Source organism: Pseudomonas sp. AP42 (assembly GCF_001728935.1).
Taxonomy (GTDB): domain Bacteria; phylum Pseudomonadota; class Gammaproteobacteria; order Pseudomonadales; family Pseudomonadaceae; genus Aquipseudomonas; species Aquipseudomonas lactis.
The window spans coordinates 61,789-80,477 of record NZ_LYSO01000003.1 but is presented as its reverse complement, the minus strand read 5'-3'; the positions used below and the strand labels follow the sequence as shown (position 1 = coordinate 80,477).

16 protein-coding genes are annotated in these 18,689 nt (G+C 61.4%); 8 read left to right on the top strand and 8 right to left on the bottom strand.

Annotated elements, in window-relative coordinates; translation table 11 throughout:
- Nucleotides 1–106: 106 nt before the first annotated feature.
- Both hexR and A7K61_RS30740 read left to right on the top strand, forming a co-directional pair.
- Complete coding sequence (hexR, locus tag A7K61_RS02210; protein WP_003177007.1) at nt 107–973, top strand: transcriptional regulator HexR; 867 nt, start codon at nt 107–109, stop codon at nt 971–973.
- A 759-nt stretch (nt 974–1,732) separates the two neighbouring features.
- Nucleotides 1,733–1,930 (top strand): PA3496 family putative envelope integrity protein, encoded by a 198-nt coding sequence (locus A7K61_RS30740; RefSeq protein WP_073526287.1) that lies wholly within the window; start codon nt 1,733–1,735, stop codon nt 1,928–1,930.
- Here A7K61_RS30740 and A7K61_RS02200 read toward each other — a convergent pair.
- A complete protein-coding gene (locus tag A7K61_RS02200; RefSeq protein ID WP_069556868.1) occupies nt 1,860–2,834 on the bottom strand; it encodes a LysR family transcriptional regulator in 975 nt (324 codons plus the stop codon). The two genes, A7K61_RS30740 and A7K61_RS02200, sit on opposite strands and share 71 nt — an antisense overlap.
- 194 nt (nt 2,835–3,028) lie before the next feature.
- Here A7K61_RS02200 and A7K61_RS02195 point away from each other — a divergent pair, with 194 nt between their 5' ends.
- A complete protein-coding gene (locus A7K61_RS02195; protein ID WP_003195732.1) occupies nt 3,029–4,444 on the top strand; it encodes an acetyl-CoA carboxylase biotin carboxylase subunit in 1,416 nt (471 codons plus the stop codon).
- Nucleotides 4,445–4,455: 11 nt separating this feature from the next.
- Complete coding sequence (gene oadA, locus A7K61_RS02190) at nt 4,456–6,264, top strand: sodium-extruding oxaloacetate decarboxylase subunit alpha (RefSeq protein WP_003195730.1); 1,809 nt, start codon at nt 4,456–4,458, stop codon at nt 6,262–6,264.
- Between the two features lie 84 nt (nt 6,265–6,348).
- Here oadA and A7K61_RS02185 read toward each other — a convergent pair whose 3' ends face one another.
- Together A7K61_RS02185 and A7K61_RS02180 are read right to left on the bottom strand one after the other, a co-directional pair.
- Nucleotides 6,349–7,650, bottom strand: coding sequence for an autotransporter domain-containing protein (locus A7K61_RS02185; RefSeq protein WP_069556867.1), 1,302 nt, complete (start codon nt 7,648–7,650; stop codon nt 6,349–6,351).
- 109 nt (nt 7,651–7,759) lie between these two features.
- A complete protein-coding gene (locus tag A7K61_RS02180; RefSeq protein ID WP_069556866.1) occupies nt 7,760–10,726 on the bottom strand; it encodes an autotransporter domain-containing protein in 2,967 nt (988 codons plus the stop codon).
- 223 nt (nt 10,727–10,949) lie between these two features.
- On the opposite strand from A7K61_RS02180, the gene A7K61_RS02175 reads away from it, so the two are divergent.
- Both A7K61_RS02175 and A7K61_RS02170 read left to right on the top strand, forming a co-directional pair.
- The gene (locus tag A7K61_RS02175) at nt 10,950–12,290 is read left to right on the top strand and encodes a type II toxin-antitoxin system HipA family toxin (RefSeq protein WP_069556865.1); all 1,341 of its coding nucleotides are present in this window, start codon (nt 10,950–10,952) and stop codon (nt 12,288–12,290) included.
- A complete protein-coding gene (locus A7K61_RS02170; protein ID WP_044269982.1) occupies nt 12,287–12,565 on the top strand; it encodes a helix-turn-helix domain-containing protein in 279 nt (92 codons plus the stop codon). The genes A7K61_RS02175 and A7K61_RS02170 overlap by 4 nt, the downstream gene beginning before the upstream one ends.
- A gap of 3 nt (nt 12,566–12,568) precedes the next feature.
- Here the strand turns inward: A7K61_RS02170 and A7K61_RS02165 are convergent, their stop codons facing one another.
- Nucleotides 12,569–13,339 (bottom strand): amino acid ABC transporter permease, encoded by a 771-nt coding sequence (locus A7K61_RS02165; protein WP_014720547.1) that lies wholly within the window; start codon nt 13,337–13,339, stop codon nt 12,569–12,571.
- Nucleotides 13,336–14,157, bottom strand: a complete 822-nt coding sequence (locus A7K61_RS02160; RefSeq protein WP_069556864.1) for an ABC transporter substrate-binding protein — start codon at nt 14,155–14,157, stop codon at nt 13,336–13,338. The genes A7K61_RS02165 and A7K61_RS02160 overlap by 4 nt, the downstream gene beginning before the upstream one ends.
- 114 nt (nt 14,158–14,271) lie before the next feature.
- Between A7K61_RS02160 and A7K61_RS02155 the strand changes: the two genes are divergently transcribed.
- Complete coding sequence (locus A7K61_RS02155) at nt 14,272–15,174, top strand: homocysteine S-methyltransferase family protein (protein ID WP_069556863.1); 903 nt, start codon at nt 14,272–14,274, stop codon at nt 15,172–15,174.
- Nucleotides 15,175–15,298: 124 nt separating this feature from the next.
- Here A7K61_RS02155 and A7K61_RS02150 read toward each other — a convergent pair whose 3' ends face one another.
- The 3 genes from A7K61_RS02150 to A7K61_RS02140 are packed head-to-tail and all read right to left on the bottom strand — an operon-like array spanning nt 15,299 to nt 17,062.
- Complete coding sequence (locus A7K61_RS02150; RefSeq protein ID WP_047712113.1) at nt 15,299–15,970, bottom strand: GNAT family N-acetyltransferase; 672 nt, start codon at nt 15,968–15,970, stop codon at nt 15,299–15,301.
- Nucleotides 15,971–15,980: 10 nt separating this feature from the next.
- Nucleotides 15,981–16,427, bottom strand: coding sequence for a GNAT family N-acetyltransferase (locus A7K61_RS02145; protein ID WP_047712112.1), 447 nt, complete (start codon nt 16,425–16,427; stop codon nt 15,981–15,983).
- Nucleotides 16,424–17,062, bottom strand: a complete 639-nt coding sequence (locus A7K61_RS02140; protein ID WP_044269972.1) for an FMN-binding negative transcriptional regulator — start codon at nt 17,060–17,062, stop codon at nt 16,424–16,426. Before A7K61_RS02140 ends, A7K61_RS02145 begins: the two co-directional genes overlap by 4 nt.
- Before the next feature lie 87 nt (nt 17,063–17,149).
- Here A7K61_RS02140 and A7K61_RS02135 point away from each other — a divergent pair, with 87 nt between their 5' ends.
- Nucleotides 17,150–18,688, top strand: coding sequence for a PLP-dependent aminotransferase family protein (locus tag A7K61_RS02135; protein WP_069556862.1), 1,539 nt, complete (start codon nt 17,150–17,152; stop codon nt 18,686–18,688).
- Nucleotide 18,689 lies beyond the last annotated feature (1 nt).

The window sequence follows — 18,689 nt, the reverse complement described above, 5'->3', positions numbered from 1 at the left end:
GCGGGGCGATTTAGTGATGCATCGGACGGGCAAAACGACAATTCTTGTAGTATAACTACAAGCTTGCTACATCCCTGGCGTCTGCCAATAACAAGAGTCCTGCCCTTTGAACCTGTTGCAACATATCGCCCAGTCGCGCCACCTGTTACGCAAATCGGAACTCAAGGTTGCCGATCATGTGCTGCTTGACCCTGCGGCCGTGATGCACAGTTCCATGGCCGACCTGGCCCACAGCGTGGGCATCAGTGAGCCGACCATCGTGCGCTTCTGCCGCGCCATTGGTTGCTCCGGGTTTCAGGATCTGAAACTCAAGCTGGCGCAAAGCCTGGCTGCCGGTGCCAGCTTCGGCCAGTTTGCGATCCATGAAGACGACTCCGTCGCCGACTACAGCCTGAAAATCTTCGACACTACCTTGCACACCCTGATGGAAGTGCGTGAGAAGCTCGACCCGGTGGAGCTGCAAAAGGCCGTGACCGCGATGTCCCAGGCCCAGCGCGTGGAGTTCTACGGCTTTGGCGCGTCCGGCGCGGTAGCGGCTGATGCTCAGCACAAGTTCTTCCGCCTGCTGCTGACCGCCGCGGCCTACAGCGACCCGCACATGCAGGCCATGTCGGCGGTGACCTTGAAGCCCACTGACGTGGCCATCTGCATTTCCCAATCGGGTCGCTCCAAAGACCTGCTGATCACCGCCAACCTGGTGCGTGAGAGCGGCGCTTCGCTGATCACCCTGTGCCCGAGCCAGACGCCATTGGCGGAGTTGTCCACGGTGAACCTGGCGATCGACGTGCATGAAGACACCGAAATCTACACGCCGCTGACCTCACGCATTGCCCACCTGGTGGTGATCGACGTGCTGGCGATGGGCGTGGCCATGGCCCGTGGCCCGAGCCTGGTCAACCACCTCAAGAGCGTGAAGCGCAGCTTGCGTAGCCTTCGCCTCTCGCCAAAATCCGTCAAAGCCCTCGACGACTAAGCCCAGGCCATACTTGGTCAAAATGTGGGAGCTGGCTTGCCTGCGATAGCGGTGGGTCAGTTGATAAGGTGGCGACTGGCAGGCTGCTATCGCAGCATAGGTATCTACACATCTTTGGTGTGACGCTGGACCTGTGGCGAGGGAGCTTGCTCCCGTGACGGACTGACAGCCGACGCTGATCTAACTGACACGCCACGATCCAAATGTGGGAGCTGGCTTGCCTGCGAAGACGGTCTGACAGCCGACGCTGGTGTACCGAGTACATATCCATTTCTGCGGTAACGGCCACTTAGGGTTCCGCCCTGACGGCGGCTCACTTTGCAAAAGCGGCAAAGTAAGCAAAACGCTCTTGCCCCACCACTCGGCACCTCGCTTGGGCTCGGTGTGCCCGAACGCAGACTTGAATCCGTGGGCCGCCGCCACGCGCCATCCATGGCGCGGGGCGGCTAACCCGGCGTCCTGCCGGGTTACCCACGAATTCAAGCCTGCGTTCGGCCAGCGTGGTTTAACGGGGCGCCTGAGATCAAAATCAAAAGCAGATCAAGAGCAGATCAAGAGCGACTCGCTTCGCATCGTGGTTACCGTCTGCTGTTACAACCCACAAGTTGCGTAGATACCTATGGCTATCGCAGGCAAGCCAGCTCCCACATGGTTTTGCGCCAGCTTCGCAAGATTCATCATCCTGTAACCCCCGCGCCGCCAAACCGTCATCCCCCACGCCCATCCTGTACTCCCCGTACTCGCATTGGGAGACTCCAAATGACCCGGCCCTACGAAGACAGCAACAGCACCGTCAAGACCCGTCGTCAGCAGGAAGACCAGCGCCGCATGGCGTTCCGTCGCGCCATCGAAGACCGTTGCGAGGAGCGCCAGTTGCTCCAGAGCATCAGCGACTACCCGGAACTGCATTGGCAGGCACCCGTGGCTGCCCAGCGAAACGCTCAGCCAGCGCGCTGATCTGCACCCGTTCGCTGCGAATAAAGCCCAGGAACGCATGGGCCACCGGTGACAGGCGTTTAGCCTTGGCCTGCACCAGGCACCAACTGCGGTACAGCGGCAGTTCTTCCACCGGCAGCTCCTTGAGCCCGCCGGTGGCCAGCTCCAGGTTCAAGGCGTGGCGCGTCAGCAGGGCCACGCCCAACCCTGCCGCCACGCACTCACGCTGTGCCTCCGCCGAGGCCACTTCCACCGTCTGGGTGAAGTGCACGCGTTTTTCCTTGAAGTACTCTTCGCAGGCCAGCCGCGTGCCAGAGCCCGGTTCGCGGATGAGCAGGGTGTAAGGCTCCAGGTCCTGCAGGCGCAGCGGCGCTTGCAGGCTCAAGGGATGATCCGGCAATGCCACGGCCACAATCGGGTTGTTGAGAAACGGCAAGAACTCCAGGCCCATGTCCTGGGGCACCATGGACATGATCACCAAGTCGTCGCGGTTGTCCGAGAGCCTACGGATCACCTGGGCACGGTTGACCACCGTGAGCTGCAATTGCACTTCCGGATGCTGGCGCTTGAAGGCGGCGAACAGATGCGGCACGAAATACTTGGCGCTGGATTCCACCGCCAGTTTCAGTTGGCCTTGCAGTGAACCCTGCATGTCCGACAGCTGCATATCGAGGTTTTCCAAGCGCCCGAAAATATCGCGGCTGGCCCGTTGCAGGGCTTCGGCAGCCTCGGTCATGTAGAGCTTTTTGCCAACATAGTCGAACAGCGGCTGACCGATCAGCTCTTCCAACTGACGAATTTGCAGGCTGACCGCCGGTTGGGTGAGGGACATTTCCTCGGCGGCACGGCTGTAGGAACGCAAATCACACACTTCATTGAAGATCTGCAATTGACGCAATGTCATACGCATCAATGACTTACGCATTTTATAAGCCCTTAGCTCCCCGGTCGTCCGGCCAACTATAAGTCTTTACTTATACACAACCCAATAATTATTGATTTTTGTTAATTCTCCTGTGCGCATAGTGTGTGTCTCGCGACTGTCATGAAACATTTGGTCACGCACCGGCCCGGCTGCAACGGGTCGAAGCACGCAAATCGGCTCAAGGGAATTTCCAAGTGATAAAAAAGATCCTGATCGCCAACCGTGGTGAAATTGCCGTACGAATCGTGCGTGCCTGCGCCGAGATGGGCATTCGCTCGGTCGCGGTTTATTCGGACGCCGACCGCCACGCGTTGCACGTCAAGCGTGCCGACGAAGCCCACAGCATCGGTGCCGAGCCACTGGCCGGTTACCTGAACCCGCGCAAGCTGGTGAACCTGGCGGTGGAAACCGGTTGCGATGCGCTGCACCCCGGCTACGGCTTCCTGTCGGAAAACGCCGAGTTGGCAGACATCTGTGCCGAGCGCGGCATCAAGTTTATCGGCCCCTCGGCAGAAGTGATTCGCCGCATGGGCGACAAGACCGAAGCGCGCCGCAGCATGATCAAGGCCGGTGTGCCGGTTACGCCGGGCACCGAAGGCAACGTCGCCGACATCCATGAAGCCCTCACCGAAGGCGACCGCATCGGTTACCCGGTGATGCTCAAGGCCACCTCCGGTGGCGGCGGGCGTGGCATTCGTCGTTGCAACAGCCGCGAAGAACTCGAACAAGCCTTCCCCCGCGTGATTTCCGAAGCCACCAAGGCCTTCGGTTCGGCGGAAGTGTTCCTGGAAAAATGCATCGTCAATCCCAAGCACATCGAGGCGCAGATCCTTGGTGACAGCTTTGGCAACGTGGTGCACCTGTTCGAGCGTGATTGCTCGATCCAGCGTCGCAACCAGAAGCTGATCGAAATCGCCCCTAGCCCGCAACTCACCCCGGAACAGCGCGCCTACATCGGCGACCTGTCGGTGCGCGCGGCCAAGGCTGTGGGCTACGAGAACGCCGGCACCGTGGAGTTCCTGCTCGCCGAGGGCGAGGTGTACTTCATGGAGATGAACACGCGGGTGCAGGTGGAACACACCATCACCGAAGAAATCACCGGCATCGATATCGTTCGTGAGCAAATCCGCATCGCCTCCGGCCTGCCGTTGTCGGTCAAGCAGGAAGACATCCAGCACCGGGGTTTCGCGTTGCAGTTTCGTATCAACGCCGAAGACCCGAAGAACAACTTCCTGCCAAGCTTCGGCAAGATCACCCGTTACTACGCCCCCGGCGGCCCCGGCGTGCGTACCGACACGGCGATCTACACCGGTTACACCATCCCGCCGTTCTACGACTCCATGTGCCTGAAACTGGTGGTGTGGGCGTTGACCTGGGAAGAAGCCATGGACCGCGGCCTGCGTGCCCTGGACGACATGCGCCTGCAAGGCGTGAAGACCACCGCCGCCTACTACCAGGAAATCCTGCGCAACCCGGAATTCCGTAGCGGCCAGTTCAATACAAGCTTTGTGGAAAGCCACCCTGAGCTGACCAACTACTCGATCAAGCGCAAACCCGAAGAGCTGGCCCTGGCCATCGCCGCCGCCATCGCCGCCCACGCAGGCCTGTGAGGAATATAACAATGAGCAAGAAGATCTTCGTAACCGACACCATCCTGCGCGACGCCCACCAATCGTTGCTGGCCACCCGCATGCGCACCGACGACATGCTGCCGATCTGCGACAAGCTCGACAAAGTCGGCTACTGGTCCCTGGAAGTCTGGGGCGGCGCAACCTTCGACGCCTGTGTGCGCTTTCTCAAGGAAGACCCGTGGGAGCGCCTGCGCCAACTGCGCGCCGCGCTGCCTAACACACGCCTGCAAATGCTGCTGCGCGGCCAGAACCTGCTGGGCTACCGCCATTACAGCGACGACGTGGTCAAAGCCTTCGTGGCCAAGGCGGCGGTCAACGGTATCGACGTGTTCCGCATTTTCGATGCAATGAACGACGTGCGTAACCTGCGCGTGGCCATTGAAGCGGTCAAGGCCGCTGGCAAGCATGCCCAGGGCACCATCGCCTACACCACCAGCCCGGTGCATACCGTGGAAGCGTTCGTGGCCCAGGCCAAGCAATTGGAAGCCATGGGCTGCGACTCCATCGCGATCAAGGACATGGCTGGCCTGCTCACGCCCTACGCCACTGGCGAGCTGGTCAAGGCACTCAAAGCCGAGCAGAACCTGCCGATCTTTATCCACTCCCACGACACCGCCGGCCTGGCCGCGATGTGCCAACTCAAGGCCATCGAAAACGGTGCCGACCATATCGACACGGCCATCTCCAGCTTTGCCTGGGGCACCAGCCATCCGGGCACCGAGTCGATGGTCGCTGCCCTTAAAGGCAGCGAGTTCGACACCGGCCTCGACCTGGAACTGCTGCAAGAGATCGGCCTGTACTTCTACGCCGTGCGCAAGAAGTACCACCAGTTCGAAAGTGAATTCACCGCCGTCGACACCCGTGTGCAAGTCAACCAGGTGCCGGGCGGGATGATCTCCAACCTGGCCAACCAGCTCAAAGAGCAAGGCGCTCTGAACCGCATGAGTGAAGTGCTGGCCGAGATCCCGCGGGTTCGTGAAGACCTCGGCTTCCCGCCACTGGTAACGCCGACCTCGCAGATCGTTGGCACCCAGGCGTTCTTCAACGTGCTGGCCGGTGAGCGCTACAAGACCATCACCAACGAAGTGAAGCTCTATCTGCAAGGCGGTTACGGCAAGGCGCCGGGAACGGTGAACGAAAAACTGCGCCGCCAGGCCATCGGCAGCGAAGACGTGATCGACGTGCGCCCGGCGGATTTGCTCAAGCCGGAAATGACCAAGCTGCGCGGCGAAATCGGCGCACTGGCCAAGTCCGAAGAAGACGTGCTGACCTACGCCATGTTCCCGGACATCGGGCGCAAGTTCCTCGAAGAGCGCGACGCAGGCACCTTGGCTCCTGAAGTGCTGTTGCCGATCCCCGAAGCGGGCGGCGTGGCCCGTGCTGGCGGCGAAGGCGTACCGACCGAATTCGTTATCGACGTGCACGGCGAAAGCTACCGCGTGGATATCACCGGTGTCGGCGTGAAGGCCGAAGGCAAGCGCCACTTCTACCTGTCCATCGACGGCATGCCGGAAGAAGTGGTGTTCGAACCGCTCAACGAGTTTGTCAGCAGCGGCGGCAGCAAGCGCAAGCACGCGACTGAACCGGGCCATGTCAGCACGGCGATGCCGGGCAATATCGTTGATGTGCTGGTCAAGGTCGGCGACGTGGTCAAGGCCGGCCAGGCCGTGCTGATTACCGAAGCCATGAAGATGGAAACCGAAGTGCAGGCAGCGATTGCCGGCAAGGTGAGCGCTGTACATGTGGCCAAGGGCGACCGGGTGAACCCTGGCGAAATCCTGATTGAGATCGAAGGCTGATCACAGCCTTCGAAACTAACGTTTAATCCTCGGGGGGGCAGGTGCTCCCCTTTTTTTTCGCGTGCAATTCAGGCGTTCACGGGATTAGAAGCTCATTTTCCACTGGCCCATCAGGCCTTGGTCGTGGCCATGGTTGCCGGCTTGGCTGGTATAGGTCAGGCCGACGCTGTGTTGGGTGGACAAGGCAAGGTCCAGGCCCGCTTGCAAGTCAAAGCTATCGCGGTCCAGGGCGGTGCCGGTGATGGTGTAACCGTCGATCAGGCCCGGCGCATAGCGCGAGGTTTGGCGGACCTGGCTGTTGACGTCGCCGTAGAGGTGTTTCCAGCTCGTGCTGAGGTGGGGCGTGAGGCTCATGTTGTTGTCGAAGCGATACAGCGTTGCCAGGCGCAGGCCAAAGGTGCTGTTCAGGTTTCGCTGGGTTTGTGGGCCGACGTTCAATGCGGTCACGCCGCCGCTCTCTTTGAAACGGTCGCGCTGATAGCGTTGGTAGCCGAGGCCGACGAAGGGTTCGACAGTGGAATCACCGCTGCCCAATTGATAGCCCAGTTCGGAGAACAGGGTCTGGCTGCTGGCGTTGTATTTGCTTTTGAGCGAGTCGTGGTAATTGAGCAGGCTGACGCTGCGTTTGTTCTGCCCGGCATGGTTGCTGTAGATCGCCCCCAGGCGCAGGGCGAAGGGGCCGTCCTGGCGCACGGCGTAGCCGCCCAGGTGCCAGCTGTCCAGGTCGGCGGCATAACGCGGGGCATCGAAGCGGCTAGAGGTCTTGGCGCCCATGACACCCACCCGCCAGGCATGGTCGACCGCCCAGTCGGCGCCCAGCAACAGGCCTTGGGTATCGTGTTTCAAGCCGGCGCTGCCGTGTTGTGCGTCTAGGCTGCCGCCGTTGCCCAGGCCTTGCACCCAGAAGTGGCCGTCGTCGTCAGTAGGCAGTGTGCGCAGAGTGGCCAGCAATTGGCGGCTCAGGTGCTGGGTGGTGGCCTGGGTTGCGGTGGCCAGGTTGGCGTTTTGGCTGGCGGCCAGTTGCTCAAGGGCTGCACCGATCCCTCCGGGTTGTTTGCTCAATTGTTCGAGCGATTTTTGCAGGTCCTTGAGGTCTTCCGCGTCCAACTCGCCGGAGGCCACCAGTTGAATCACTGCCGGCTCCAGCACCTTGGCGACTTGCAGGCCGTTGTGCGAAGTGGCCTGCTGAGTGAGGAACCCGTCGAAGGGCGGTGGAATGGGCGGCGCTTCGAACGGGGGTATAAATACTCCGCTATAGTCGGCGGCGTCATAGGGATAGCTGCCGTAGGGCTTGTATTCAATATCGCCTCGCGCATGGGCTGGCTGAAAACTTGCGGCCACTGCCAAGCTGATGACGATTGCGATTCTTTGAAGTGTAAAGGGCATGAATTCCCAACCTCTGATGAATGAGGCCGGGAATTTAGGCGAGGCGCGGGGGGATAACTGTCAGCCTATCGACCGCTGATGTGCGGGAGTTGTCTCTAGTACGGTGCGATTAAAAACTCATCTGCCATTGGCCGGTCAGCGCATGGTTGCGGCTGTTGCTGCCCACTTCGCCGGTATAGCCCAGGCCCAGGCGATGACGGGCGGATAAGCCTACGTCCAGGCCTGCTTCGAGCAACAGGCTGTCGCGGTCCAGGGCGCTGCCTTGCACATTGAAGGCGGTGCCACCGGCCAGGAAAGCCTGGCGTGTGGTGCTGTCGACATCGCCATAGGTGTGCTTCCAGCCAACGCTGGCACGAGGTGTGAGGCTGACGCCGTTGTCCAGCTGGCTCAGGTGCGCCAGGCGCAGGCCGAAGGTGCTGCTGAAGTTGTCCTGGGTCTGGCCCTCGACGTGCAGCGCAGCGGCGCCGCCTTTTTCGTTATAGCCGTCGCGCTGGTAGCGCTGGTAGCCGAGGTTGGCGAACGGTTCTGCGCTCAAGCGACCGCTGCCCAGGGCGTAGCCCAGTTCCGCAAAAGCCTGCTGGCTGTTGGCGTCATAGTCGCCTTTGGGGCGGTCGTTAAAACCGTTGAAGGCCACCGTGCGTTTACTGTCGCCCTGGTGCCCGCTGTAGGCCGCACCCAGGCGCAACGCCAATGGGCCGCTCTGGCGCAGGGCATAGACGCCGGCGTGCCAGCTGTCGACGCTGCCGTCCACACCGGTGGTGTCCAGGTCGGTCTTGGAGTAACCGCCCAGCACACCCAGGCGCCAGTCGCTGTCCAGCGCCCAATCGGCGCCGAGCACTGTGCCTTTGGTGCGTTGGGTCAAGCCGTTGCTGCCGTGCTCGCCATCAAGCTTGCCGTAGCTGCCGATGCCTTGCAGCCACAGTCGGCCGCGGGCATTCGGGTCATTGAGGTTGCGCACCTCGGCGGGCACGCCGGTGGCGGCCAGTACCGGTGTATCTTTGTCATTGAGCCCTACCAGCAGTCCCGCACCGCCGCCCACCTGGTGCATGGCGGCGAGCATGCTGTTGCCCACTTGCGCACTGGCATTGAGGGTGGCGCTGGTGAGGTTGGCGGTGCTGCTGCCCGCCAGTTGCTCGATAGCGGCACCGGCTGTGCCGGTGGTGGTATTGAGCAGGGCGTTGTACAGCGGATTAGTCGTGCCCAGGCCCGCCAGGCTGTTGGCGGCGCTGGCGCCGTTGCCGGTGTTGGCGAACTGGTTGAAGGCGATGTCGTTACGGGTGTACGTAAGGCCGACCTGAGTGGCGCTGTAATCCAGGGTTGGGGTCAGGAAGGCGTAGTCGCTGGTGACCTTGCCAAACGTGCCGTTGATGCTACCGGCTTGCAGCACGCTGTAATGGCTTTGCCACGGGTAGGTGCCTTCGCCGGGGTTGACCGCCAGGGTCGCCCCATTAAGGTAAGCGGTGCCGCCGACCTTGATCGGTGCGCTACTGCCGTCGGCGTTGACGCCATAGGCGAGGGTCGAGCCGCTGCCCATGCGCAAGTCACGGCTGATGCTGGCGGTGCCCAATACGGTGTTGGTCTGCAGCGTGCCGTTGACCAGCAGGCTGCCCACCGAGCCGCCGCCGGCATACACACCGCCTGCGTCGACCGTCACGTTACCGGCAATGCCGCCTTGGTTGACCAGCGTGGCACCGCTGGAAATCTCGCCGCCGTCGCTGAAGTCACCCTGGCCGGTCAACGTCCAGGTGCCTTGCTTGACCTCCAACCGTTCGAGGTTGCGGCTGTCGCCAAAACTGCCACCGGCGACGTCGTCCAGGGTCAGTCGGTCGTAACCGCTGCCGCCGTCCACCCTGCCGATAAAGCGGCTGCCGTTGCGCAAGATCAGCTGGTCATCGCCGCCGCCCAAATCCAGGGCCAGGCCATTACTGCCGCTTATGGTGCCGCTGTTGATGACCGTGTCGGCAAAGTTGCCGACGAACTTCACGCCAAAGCCATCCAGGCCTTCAATCGTGCCGTGGTTCTCCAGGGTGGTGGCCGCGAGCCCCGGCCCGTCGCTGCCGTCGTCCACCAGGATGGCATTGTTGGCACCACTGATCAGCGCGCCTTTGGCGTTGTAGAGAGAGCCACCGCCCAGGGCGATCCCTTCGCTGCCGTTGGCGAAGCCGTTCTTGTCGACACCCCCGGCGCCTACACCCTGGATAACACCGTAATTTTCGATATGGGCGACCTTGTCGATGTCCACACCGTCACCGTCGCCATCCGGTTGCAGCCCGGAGAACGCGCCGATGATGGTGCCGTGGTTGACCACAGTGCCGTCGCCATCGGAACCAAAGCCCGAGCCGTTGCGGCCGATCACCGTGCCGTAGTTGGTCAGCGTGGCGCCCTCGTCCGTGGTGATGCCATGGCGGCCACCGGAAATCAGGCCGTAATTGGTGACCGTCACGCCGCTGGCGGAGTCGATGTCCACGCCATCGAACTTGTCATCGCGGGAGAAGGTGTCGCCGGTGGAAATCTCGCCGTAGTTAGTGATAGAGGCGTTGGCGCCGGTCTTCATGCCGTCGCTGGCCTCCCCGCGAATCAAGCCACCGGCACGGTTGATGATCGTGGTGGTGACGTTACTGCTGCGCAGCGCATCCAGGTCCAGCCCTTGGCCGGTGGCCGAGCGAAGGGTGCCGCTGTTGTCGATCAGCACGCTGCCGCTGGTAAAGTTACTGTTGATGCGCAACGCATCATTGGCGCCTTGGATCACCCCACCGGCAAGGTTGTAAATGCTGTACCTGCGCTCCCCGCTGACACTGCCCGAACTGTCGATACCCCGGCCGCCACTGGAGACCAGCTTACCCGCGTTAGTCACCACCACCCCCGCACTGCGGGTGCCGTCCTTGAGCGTCACTGCTACCCCGGAGGTTGTAATGCTGCCAGGCGCCGACGTGGTCAACGTATCACTGCCACCCAGGGTTTGCCCCTGGGTGGTAGGCGCGTCGATCTGCAGGGTCTTGGCTGCGGCTGCTTCGATGAAACCACCGCCGGCCAACAGGGTGATGGCGAGCGCGAGGCGTTGTGGAGACGGGGGCATGCTGGGCGACCTTGTTATGGCAAGCGAGTCGACTGGTATAGCGCAAGGTCGTTGCAGGAATGTGTCGCAGAGATGACGGTCAAGTCGTATGCATTAAATTGCATATCTTCCGGTCTTTCTCCTCCATATCTGCATTTTAATGCATATATAAAGACGCTCTATGAGTGAGAAATGCACTATATTGCATGTGTCGCTCTCATCACTGCTTAGCAGGTGCACTAAATTGCAGAAAGACACCGCTTACTCTTTGACGCTGCAGATTTTCACCGCCGGGCACTGGCATGATGCTATGCGGCTTGAATTTCCTGAACCGCAACGGGGTTTTGTCGGGCCCTGCAGGTTTCATTACCGCCAGGATTATCTGGCCGATCACCTCGAAGAGATCCAGCAGCCTTTTTGCTACGCGGCCAGTGCCCGGTTCCCGCTGGATTGGGACGTTACGGTGCTCAAGTCAGCCCCCGCTTTTTTGCACGATATTGCGCCAGCCGGCGCAGCCAAGCGCTTTTTGATGCAGCGTCTTGGTCGTGAGAAACCCCAGGCCATCGATGACGACTTGTTCTTGCTGGGGCGCAGTACGCCGGCGCCGATTGGCAACATGCGGATCAAGGAGTCCATCCAAGCCCTGAGCGGTGAAACACCGATGGGATTTGCACGACATGAGGTCGTCAGTCGCGATAGCCGCTTCCTGGAATATGCCTATGAACAAGGTGCTGCCATCGGCGGTGCTACCGGAGCAGGGGGCGAGGCACCGAAATTGTTGATGACCCAAGGCGTAGATGGCTTGCTGTATCCAGACGCGATCCTGAATGACGCTGACGTCGCTCAGCACTGGTTCATCAAGTTCGCGCGCAACCAGGCTACGCAGACTGATCAAGATATCCTGCGAAGTGAGTACCACTATTACCGGGCGCTTGAGTCTCTTGGCATCGAAACGGTCGCCACCCAAGGGCTGGCGCTGGAAGAGGCGACAAAACCCAGCCTGTGGATGCATCGTTTTGATCGCAGGCTGGGTGAGGGCGGTGTTGAACGGCTGGCCGTCGAGTCGATCTATTCCTTGGCCGGTGTAACCACCCCTGGCAGCTACATGGATCATCTGGAGGTGGTGAGGCTGTTGGTCGATCAATGGCGAGCAGTGGGCCAAGAGGCCCAAATCGCAGATCTGGTCGCAGAGTACCTGCGCCGGGATTTGCTGAATAAAGTGCTGGGTAATTCGGATAACCACGGCCGCAATACATCGATCATCCGCGAGCCCAAGGCGCTGCGCCTGGCCCCCATTTATGATTTGGCACCCATGGTAATGGACGCTGAAGCCGTCACTCGAACCACCAAATGGCCCAAACCCTTGGAAATCGCCGGGGATATCAATTGGCGAGCGGTATGCGAGGCTCTGGCCGACCTCGTCGACCCCGAGCAAAGCTTTGAACGCCTGCGACAAACAGCCGAGCACCTGCGTGCATTACCGGATCTTCTGGTGACCAGTGGCGTGCCCGCTGTGACCTTGAATCACCCCAGCATCCCATTGGGCAAACTGGACCTGCGCCTCAAGCAGTGGGGGTTGAGATGACTACCAGCATGGACGCCCGTGCGTTGTTGATCGACAGCGTCGAACAAGGCTTGGCCGATGGCTCGCTCGAGCTGGGCGCCGCCGTGCGCCGCCTGCGCACCGAAGTGACCGGCCTGCACCAAAGCCAGTTCGCCAGAATGTGCAAGATCTCGGTGCGCACCCTGGTGCATATCGAACATGGCGAGGGCAACCCAACCCTGAAATCGCTGAATGCCGTGTTTCGGCCCTTCGGTTTGCAGATGGGCGTGGTCAAGGTGCGGCGCAACGGGCCCTGACCTTCAACCGCGCCGCACGTAGCCCTTGCCGAAATGCCGCTCCATGCGCGCCTGGATCAATTCCAGCCCCAGGGACATCACCCAATAAATGATCGCCGCCGTCGTGAGCATCTCGATATAGCGGTAGCTTGAACGGCCATAGGACTGCGCCAGGAACATCACTTCCCACACGCCCATCACCGAAATCAGGGAGGAGTCCTTGAGCATCGAGATGAACTGGTTGGTGGCCGGCGGGATGATGGTGCGCATGGCCTGGGGCAGGGTCACGTGCCAGAAGATCGCCCTGTCGCGCATGCCCAGGGCCAGCGCGGCCTCGCGTTGGCCATGGGGCACGCCGAGGATGCCGGCGCGGAAAATCTCGCTCAGGTAGGCGCCGTAGTTCAGCGACAGCGCGATGATCCCGGCGACGATGGCGCCTGGCACCAGCCCCAGTTGCGGCAGGCCCAGGTAGATCAACAGGATCTGGATCAGCAGCGGTGTGCCGCGAAAGAACGAGGCGTAGAAACTGGCGATGCCGAACGCCACCGCACTTTTCGACAGGCGCCCCAATGCGGTGATAAAGCCCAGCACCGATGAGGCGACGATGGCGCACAGGCACAAGAACAGCGTTAGCGCCGCGCCTTGCAGGAAGCCGTTGGGCGCAAGGTGCAGGCCGACCAGGTTGGGCAGCTTGTCGAGGATGATCGAGAACTTCAGGTCAAAGCTCAGGAAGAAACTCGCAAACAGGGCGAACAGTGCCGCCCAGGTCAGGTAAAGCCGTAGGCGAAAACTCATCGGCTGATATCGGCGCCGATCCATTTTTGCGACAGCGCGCTCAAGGTGCCGTCCTGCTTGAGCTGGGCGAAGACCTCACGCACTTTGCTGTCCCACTGCGGGTCGCCTTTCTCGATGGCCACCGAGTTGGGCTCCGAGTACAGCGGCGCACCGGCGAGCTTGAAGCGCTTGTCCTGGCTCAGGCGCGGCTGCGCGGTGACCAGGTTGGTGAGGATCGCGTCCAGGCGCACGCCAGCGCCCAAGCCCAGATCCTGGAACGCCACGTTGTCGGTGTCGTACGGGGCGATCTGCACCTCCTCGAATGGGTACTGCAATTGCGTGTCTTCAGCGCCTTCGATCACCAGGTTCTTGTTCAAGTAGCTTTCGTAGCTGGAGGCGCTGGTGAGGCCGACTTTCTTGCCGCTCAGGTCCCGGGCTTCGTGGATGCGATCGTCCTTGGCATTGACCACGATCACGGCCTGCGAAGCGTAGTACTCCACCGGGAAGTCGAACACCTCGGCGCGTGCTTTGCTAGGGGTCATGGAGCAGATGCAAATGTCGTAGCGCCCGCTCCAGCGGCCGGCGGCGATCACGTCCCAGGACGGGGTTTCCAGGCGCAACTTTACGCCCAGTTTTTGTGCCACGGCCTTGGCCACGTCCACGTCGAAACCGTCGAGCTGGTTCTGGTCATTGAGAAATGAAAACGGCGGATAGCTTTCCATCAGCACGCCGACCAGTTCTTTCTTTTGCTCGACACGATCCAGCGTGGCACCGCCAAAGGCTTGGGTTGAAGCAGCCAACATCGTCAGGCCCAGGGCCAACAGCGGTCTGAATTTCAAAATCGAACACCCGAATAAAAAAGAGGTTGTTATTAACCGAACGGTACGCATTAAATAGTTATAAGAACGACTCTCATAGTGAGTTATTTTCATAAGCATATGAGTAAAAAGCATATGGGCGCAGTAAGCACAGTAATTCTCGATGGCGGCATGGGCCGTGAACTGCAACGCCGTGGCGCGCCGTTCCGCCAGCCGGAATGGTCGGCACTGGCCTTGAGCGAAGCGCCGCAAGCGGTGGAGGCGGTGCACGCGGCCTACATCGACAGTGGTGCCAATGTGATCACCAGCAACAGTTACGCGGTGGTGCCGTTCCACATTGGCGAAGCGCGGTTTGCCGAAGAAGGCCAGGCGCTGGCCGCCCTGGCCGGTGAGTTGGCGCGACGGGCGGTGCAAGCCTCCGGTAAAACCGTGCAGGTCGCCGGCTCACTGCCGCCGCTGTTTGGCTCTTATCGCCCTGATCTGTTCCAGGCCGAGCGCGTCAGTGAGTTGCTCACCCCCTTGGTGAACGGCCTGGCCCCGCATGTAGACCTGTGGCTGGCGGAAACCCAGAGCTCGATCGCGGAAGCACGGGCGATCCATGCCGGGCTGCCTAAGGATGGCAAGCCGTTCTGGCTGTCGTTTACCTTGAAAGATGAAGACACCGACGAGGTCCCGCGCCTGCGCTCCGGCGAACCGGTGGTGGACGCAGCCGAGGCGGCGGCGCAACTGGGCGTGCAGGTATTGCTGTTCAACTGCAGCCAGCCGGAAGTGATCGGCGCGGCCATTGATGCGGCGCGGGCAACCTTCGAACGATTGGGTGTAGCGATTCAGATCGGCGCCTACGCCAACGCCTTCCCACCGCAACCCAAGGAAGCCACGGCCAACGATGGCCTGGACCCGTTGCGCGACGACCTCGACCCGCCGGGTTACCTGCACTGGGCGGCAGATTGGCAAGCGCGCGGCGCTAGCCATCTGGGTGGATGCTGCGGCATCGGACCGGAGCATATTGCGGTGCTGGCCCAGCGCCTGACCCACTGATTCACCGCTGGTCAAAACTGTGGGAGCGGGCTTGCTCGCGAAAACGATGGTTCAGTCACAGCAGTGTTGCCTGGCACTCCGTATTCGCGAGCAAGCCCGCTCCCACATTGTTTTATGGTGAGGTTCAGCCTCGGCACTCTGTGAGTGTCTTCAGTTGGCCCGAACCACTCTGGTTCGCCTCCGACAACCACGCCTCAAACCCGGCACCGACCTTCGGCCATTCCGAATCCAGGATCGAATACCACGCCGTATCGCGGTTCTGTCCCTTAACCACCATGTGCTGGCGGAACACCCCTTCAAAACTGAACCCCAAGCGCTCGGCTGCGTACTTGGAACGTGCGTTGCCGTTGTTGCACTTCCACTCCAGCCGACGGTAGCCCTGCTCGAACGCATACTTGGCCAGCAGGTACACCGCTTCGGTGCTTTTCGGCGAGCGCTGCATCGGTGCGCCGAAGGTGACGTGGCCGATTTCGATACGCCCTTGCGCCGGGACGATGGACATCAGGCTGAGGATGCCCTGGACCTGGCCCGTCGCACGGTCGATCACGCTGAAAAAGTACGGGTCGTTGTGGGCGGCGTGGTTGTTCAGCCAGGCATCGAAGGCACTGCGCTCGGTGAACGGGCCGTAGGGCAAATAATCCCACAGCTTCGGGTCGGCCCCTGGGCCTTCAAGGGCTTGCCACAGTTGGTCGGCATGGCGCGCCGGGTCGAGCTTTTCCAGGTGGATAAAACGCCCTTCAAGCAGGTGCGCGGTGGGCGCAGGGGCGCCTTTCCAGTCGGTGAGGGAAGTAGTCATGCTGCGCTCCTTAGAGACCTTTGCGAAATTGAATGAAGCCTGGGCGTTCGGCGATGCGCTCGTAGAGCTGGATCGCGGTGGCGTTGGTCTCATGGGTCAACCAGTGCACCTTGCAGCAGCCATCGGCCTTGGCGGTGGCGTAGACGAATTCAATCAACTGACGACCCACGCCGGTGCCACGTTGAGCCGGGTCTACCAGCAAGTCCTGCAGGTAGCAGGAGTTCTCGATGCTCCAGTTGGAGCGATGGTAGATGAAGTTGACCATGCCCACCGCCTTGCCGTCCTGCCAGGCCAGTGCCGAATGGGTCGGCTCGCTGGGGTCGATCAGGCGTTGCCAGGTGCTCTGGCTGACGGCGTCCGGCAGTTCGGTGTTATAGAACTTCAAGTACGCCTGCCACAGCGGTAACCAGGCGGCGTGGTCAGCCGCTGTAACCTGGCGAATGTCGATCAAGCTCATTCTGAAACTCCTTGGGGAATAAAGCGGGCCAGGGTCTGGTCGCGTACATCGGCACTGGCGGCCAGGCCGTCACGCACACCGGCCATGTCGGCCGCGCTGCGGTTCTGGCTGAGTTTGCGTTTGCCCACCAGGCGCTCGATCGGCAGGGCGAAGCCGACGATGGCTTTGAGCATGCCGTCAATGTAGTCCGCCGGTGCGTCGCTGACACGCCAGGGTTGGGCGCGGCCGCTTTCATGGCGGTCGGTGAGGGCGGTGACCACCTTGAGCAAGCGCTCGGCGTCACTGAACACCTCAGGCGTGCCATAGGCGTGCACGGCGATGTAGTTCCAGGTAGGCACCACTTTGCCGTGCTCGGCCTTGGCGGGGTAAAACGCCGGGCTGATATAGGCGTCGGCACCGGCGAAGATCACCAGCGCCTCACTGCCATTTTGCAGCTCGCGCCATTGTGGGTTGGCCCTGGCCAAGTGACCGTACAGCGTGCCGTTGGGCCCTTCATCGGGGTTGAGCAGCAAGGGCAAGTGGCTGGCTTGCAGGCCGTTTTCACCCACGGTTACCAACTGCGCCAGACGGGTGTGCTGGATCAGTTGCTGGATTTCGGGCAAGTCATCGAGAGCAAAGGCGCGGGGTGTGTACATGGAGATTTTCCTTGGCGAATGCCTGCATCCTAGGCAGGCTATTGGTTCGTTGTAAGAGCCATCTAGCGCTATTTTCATAGGTCCAATATGCCGCCCATTTCGCCGCCGTTGTCCTTCAACCCCGCCGGTATCGAGTTGGACCGCCGTCAGGGCCTTACGCGCCAACTCTATGAGGCCCTGCGCCAGCGGGTGCTCGATGGGCGACTGGTCAGTGGCACGCGGTTGCCCGCAACCCGAGATCTGGCGGCGGCCTTGTCGATTTCCCGCAACAGCGTGGTGCGCGCCTACGATCAGCTGTATGCCGAAGGGTTTATCGAGAGCCGGGTAGGTGATGGCACCTACGTTGCCCAATTGCCGATGGCCAAAAAACTATCCACAAAAGTATCCACAGGGTTGTCAACAGGCTTATCCCCAGGGTTATCCACAAAATGGGCGAATTTACCCGAAGATTTGGACGATGAAGTTATCCACAGTGCCGGGTTGGCGCGGATAAAAGACCATCACTTGCCCCAGCCGCCTTTGGGGCCGCCTCGGGCCTTTCGCGTGGGTGTACCGGCCTTTGATCTGTTCCCGTTTGAGGTTTGGGCCAAGCTTAATGGGGCGTTCTGGCGCAAACCCGACCTGGAACAGCTGTGCTATGGCGACCCCGCAGGTGACGGCCGTCTGCGCGGTTTGATCGCCGCGTACCTGCGCAGCTCGCGCGGCATGCAGTGCACGGCTGAACAAATTGTGATCACCAGTGGCGCACAGCAGGCCATCAGCCTTTGTGCACAGTTGCTGGTAGAGCCTGGGGACGGCGTGGCGGTGGAAAACCCCGGTTACCGCGCGGCCGGCCATGCATTCGCGTTGGCCGGCGGGCGACTGCATGGCGTGCCGGTCGACGGCGAGGGCATGGATTGCCAAGTGCTCGGTACTCTCAATGACTGCCGTGTGGCGTATGTCACGCCTTCCCATCAGTACCCGCTGGGGGTGGTGATGAGCCTGGCACGGCGCCTGGAATTGCTGGCCTGGGCCGAACGTTCAGGCGGTTGGATCGTGGAGGACGATTACGACGGTGAGTACCGCTACAGCGGCGCGCCGCTGTCACCGTTGGCTGCGCTGGATCGCAATGGCCGCGTGCTGTACGTCGGCACCTTCGGCAAGGTAGCGTTCCCGGCGTTGCGCCTGGGTTACCTGGTGTTGCCCCCGGGCCTGGTGCAAGCCTTCACCCGGCGCCGTGCCGTGGACGTGCGCCACTCCGAAGTCAGCACCCAGGCGGTGATGGCCGAGTTTATGGCGGCGGGGCATTTCCAGCGCCACATTCGCCGCATGCGCCGCGCCGCATTGAGCCGACGCAATGCTTTGCTGGCCGGTTGGCCCGATGGCTTGCCCGGCGTCGGGCCCTTGCCCAGCGTTGCGGCCGGGCTGCACATGACGGTGCGGGTGGAAAGCCTGGCACGTGAACAGGTACTGCTCGCCCAGGCCCATGCTGCAGGTGTCGAAATCAACGGCCTGAGCAGCTATTGGTTGGCAGGCGCCAGCCCACCTGCGGACCAGCGTGCCGGCCTGGTGATGGGGTTTGCCGCCGTGCCCGAAGCCGACATCGCACAAGCGCTGGCACGTTTGCATCAGGCGTGGTTGCCGTAAA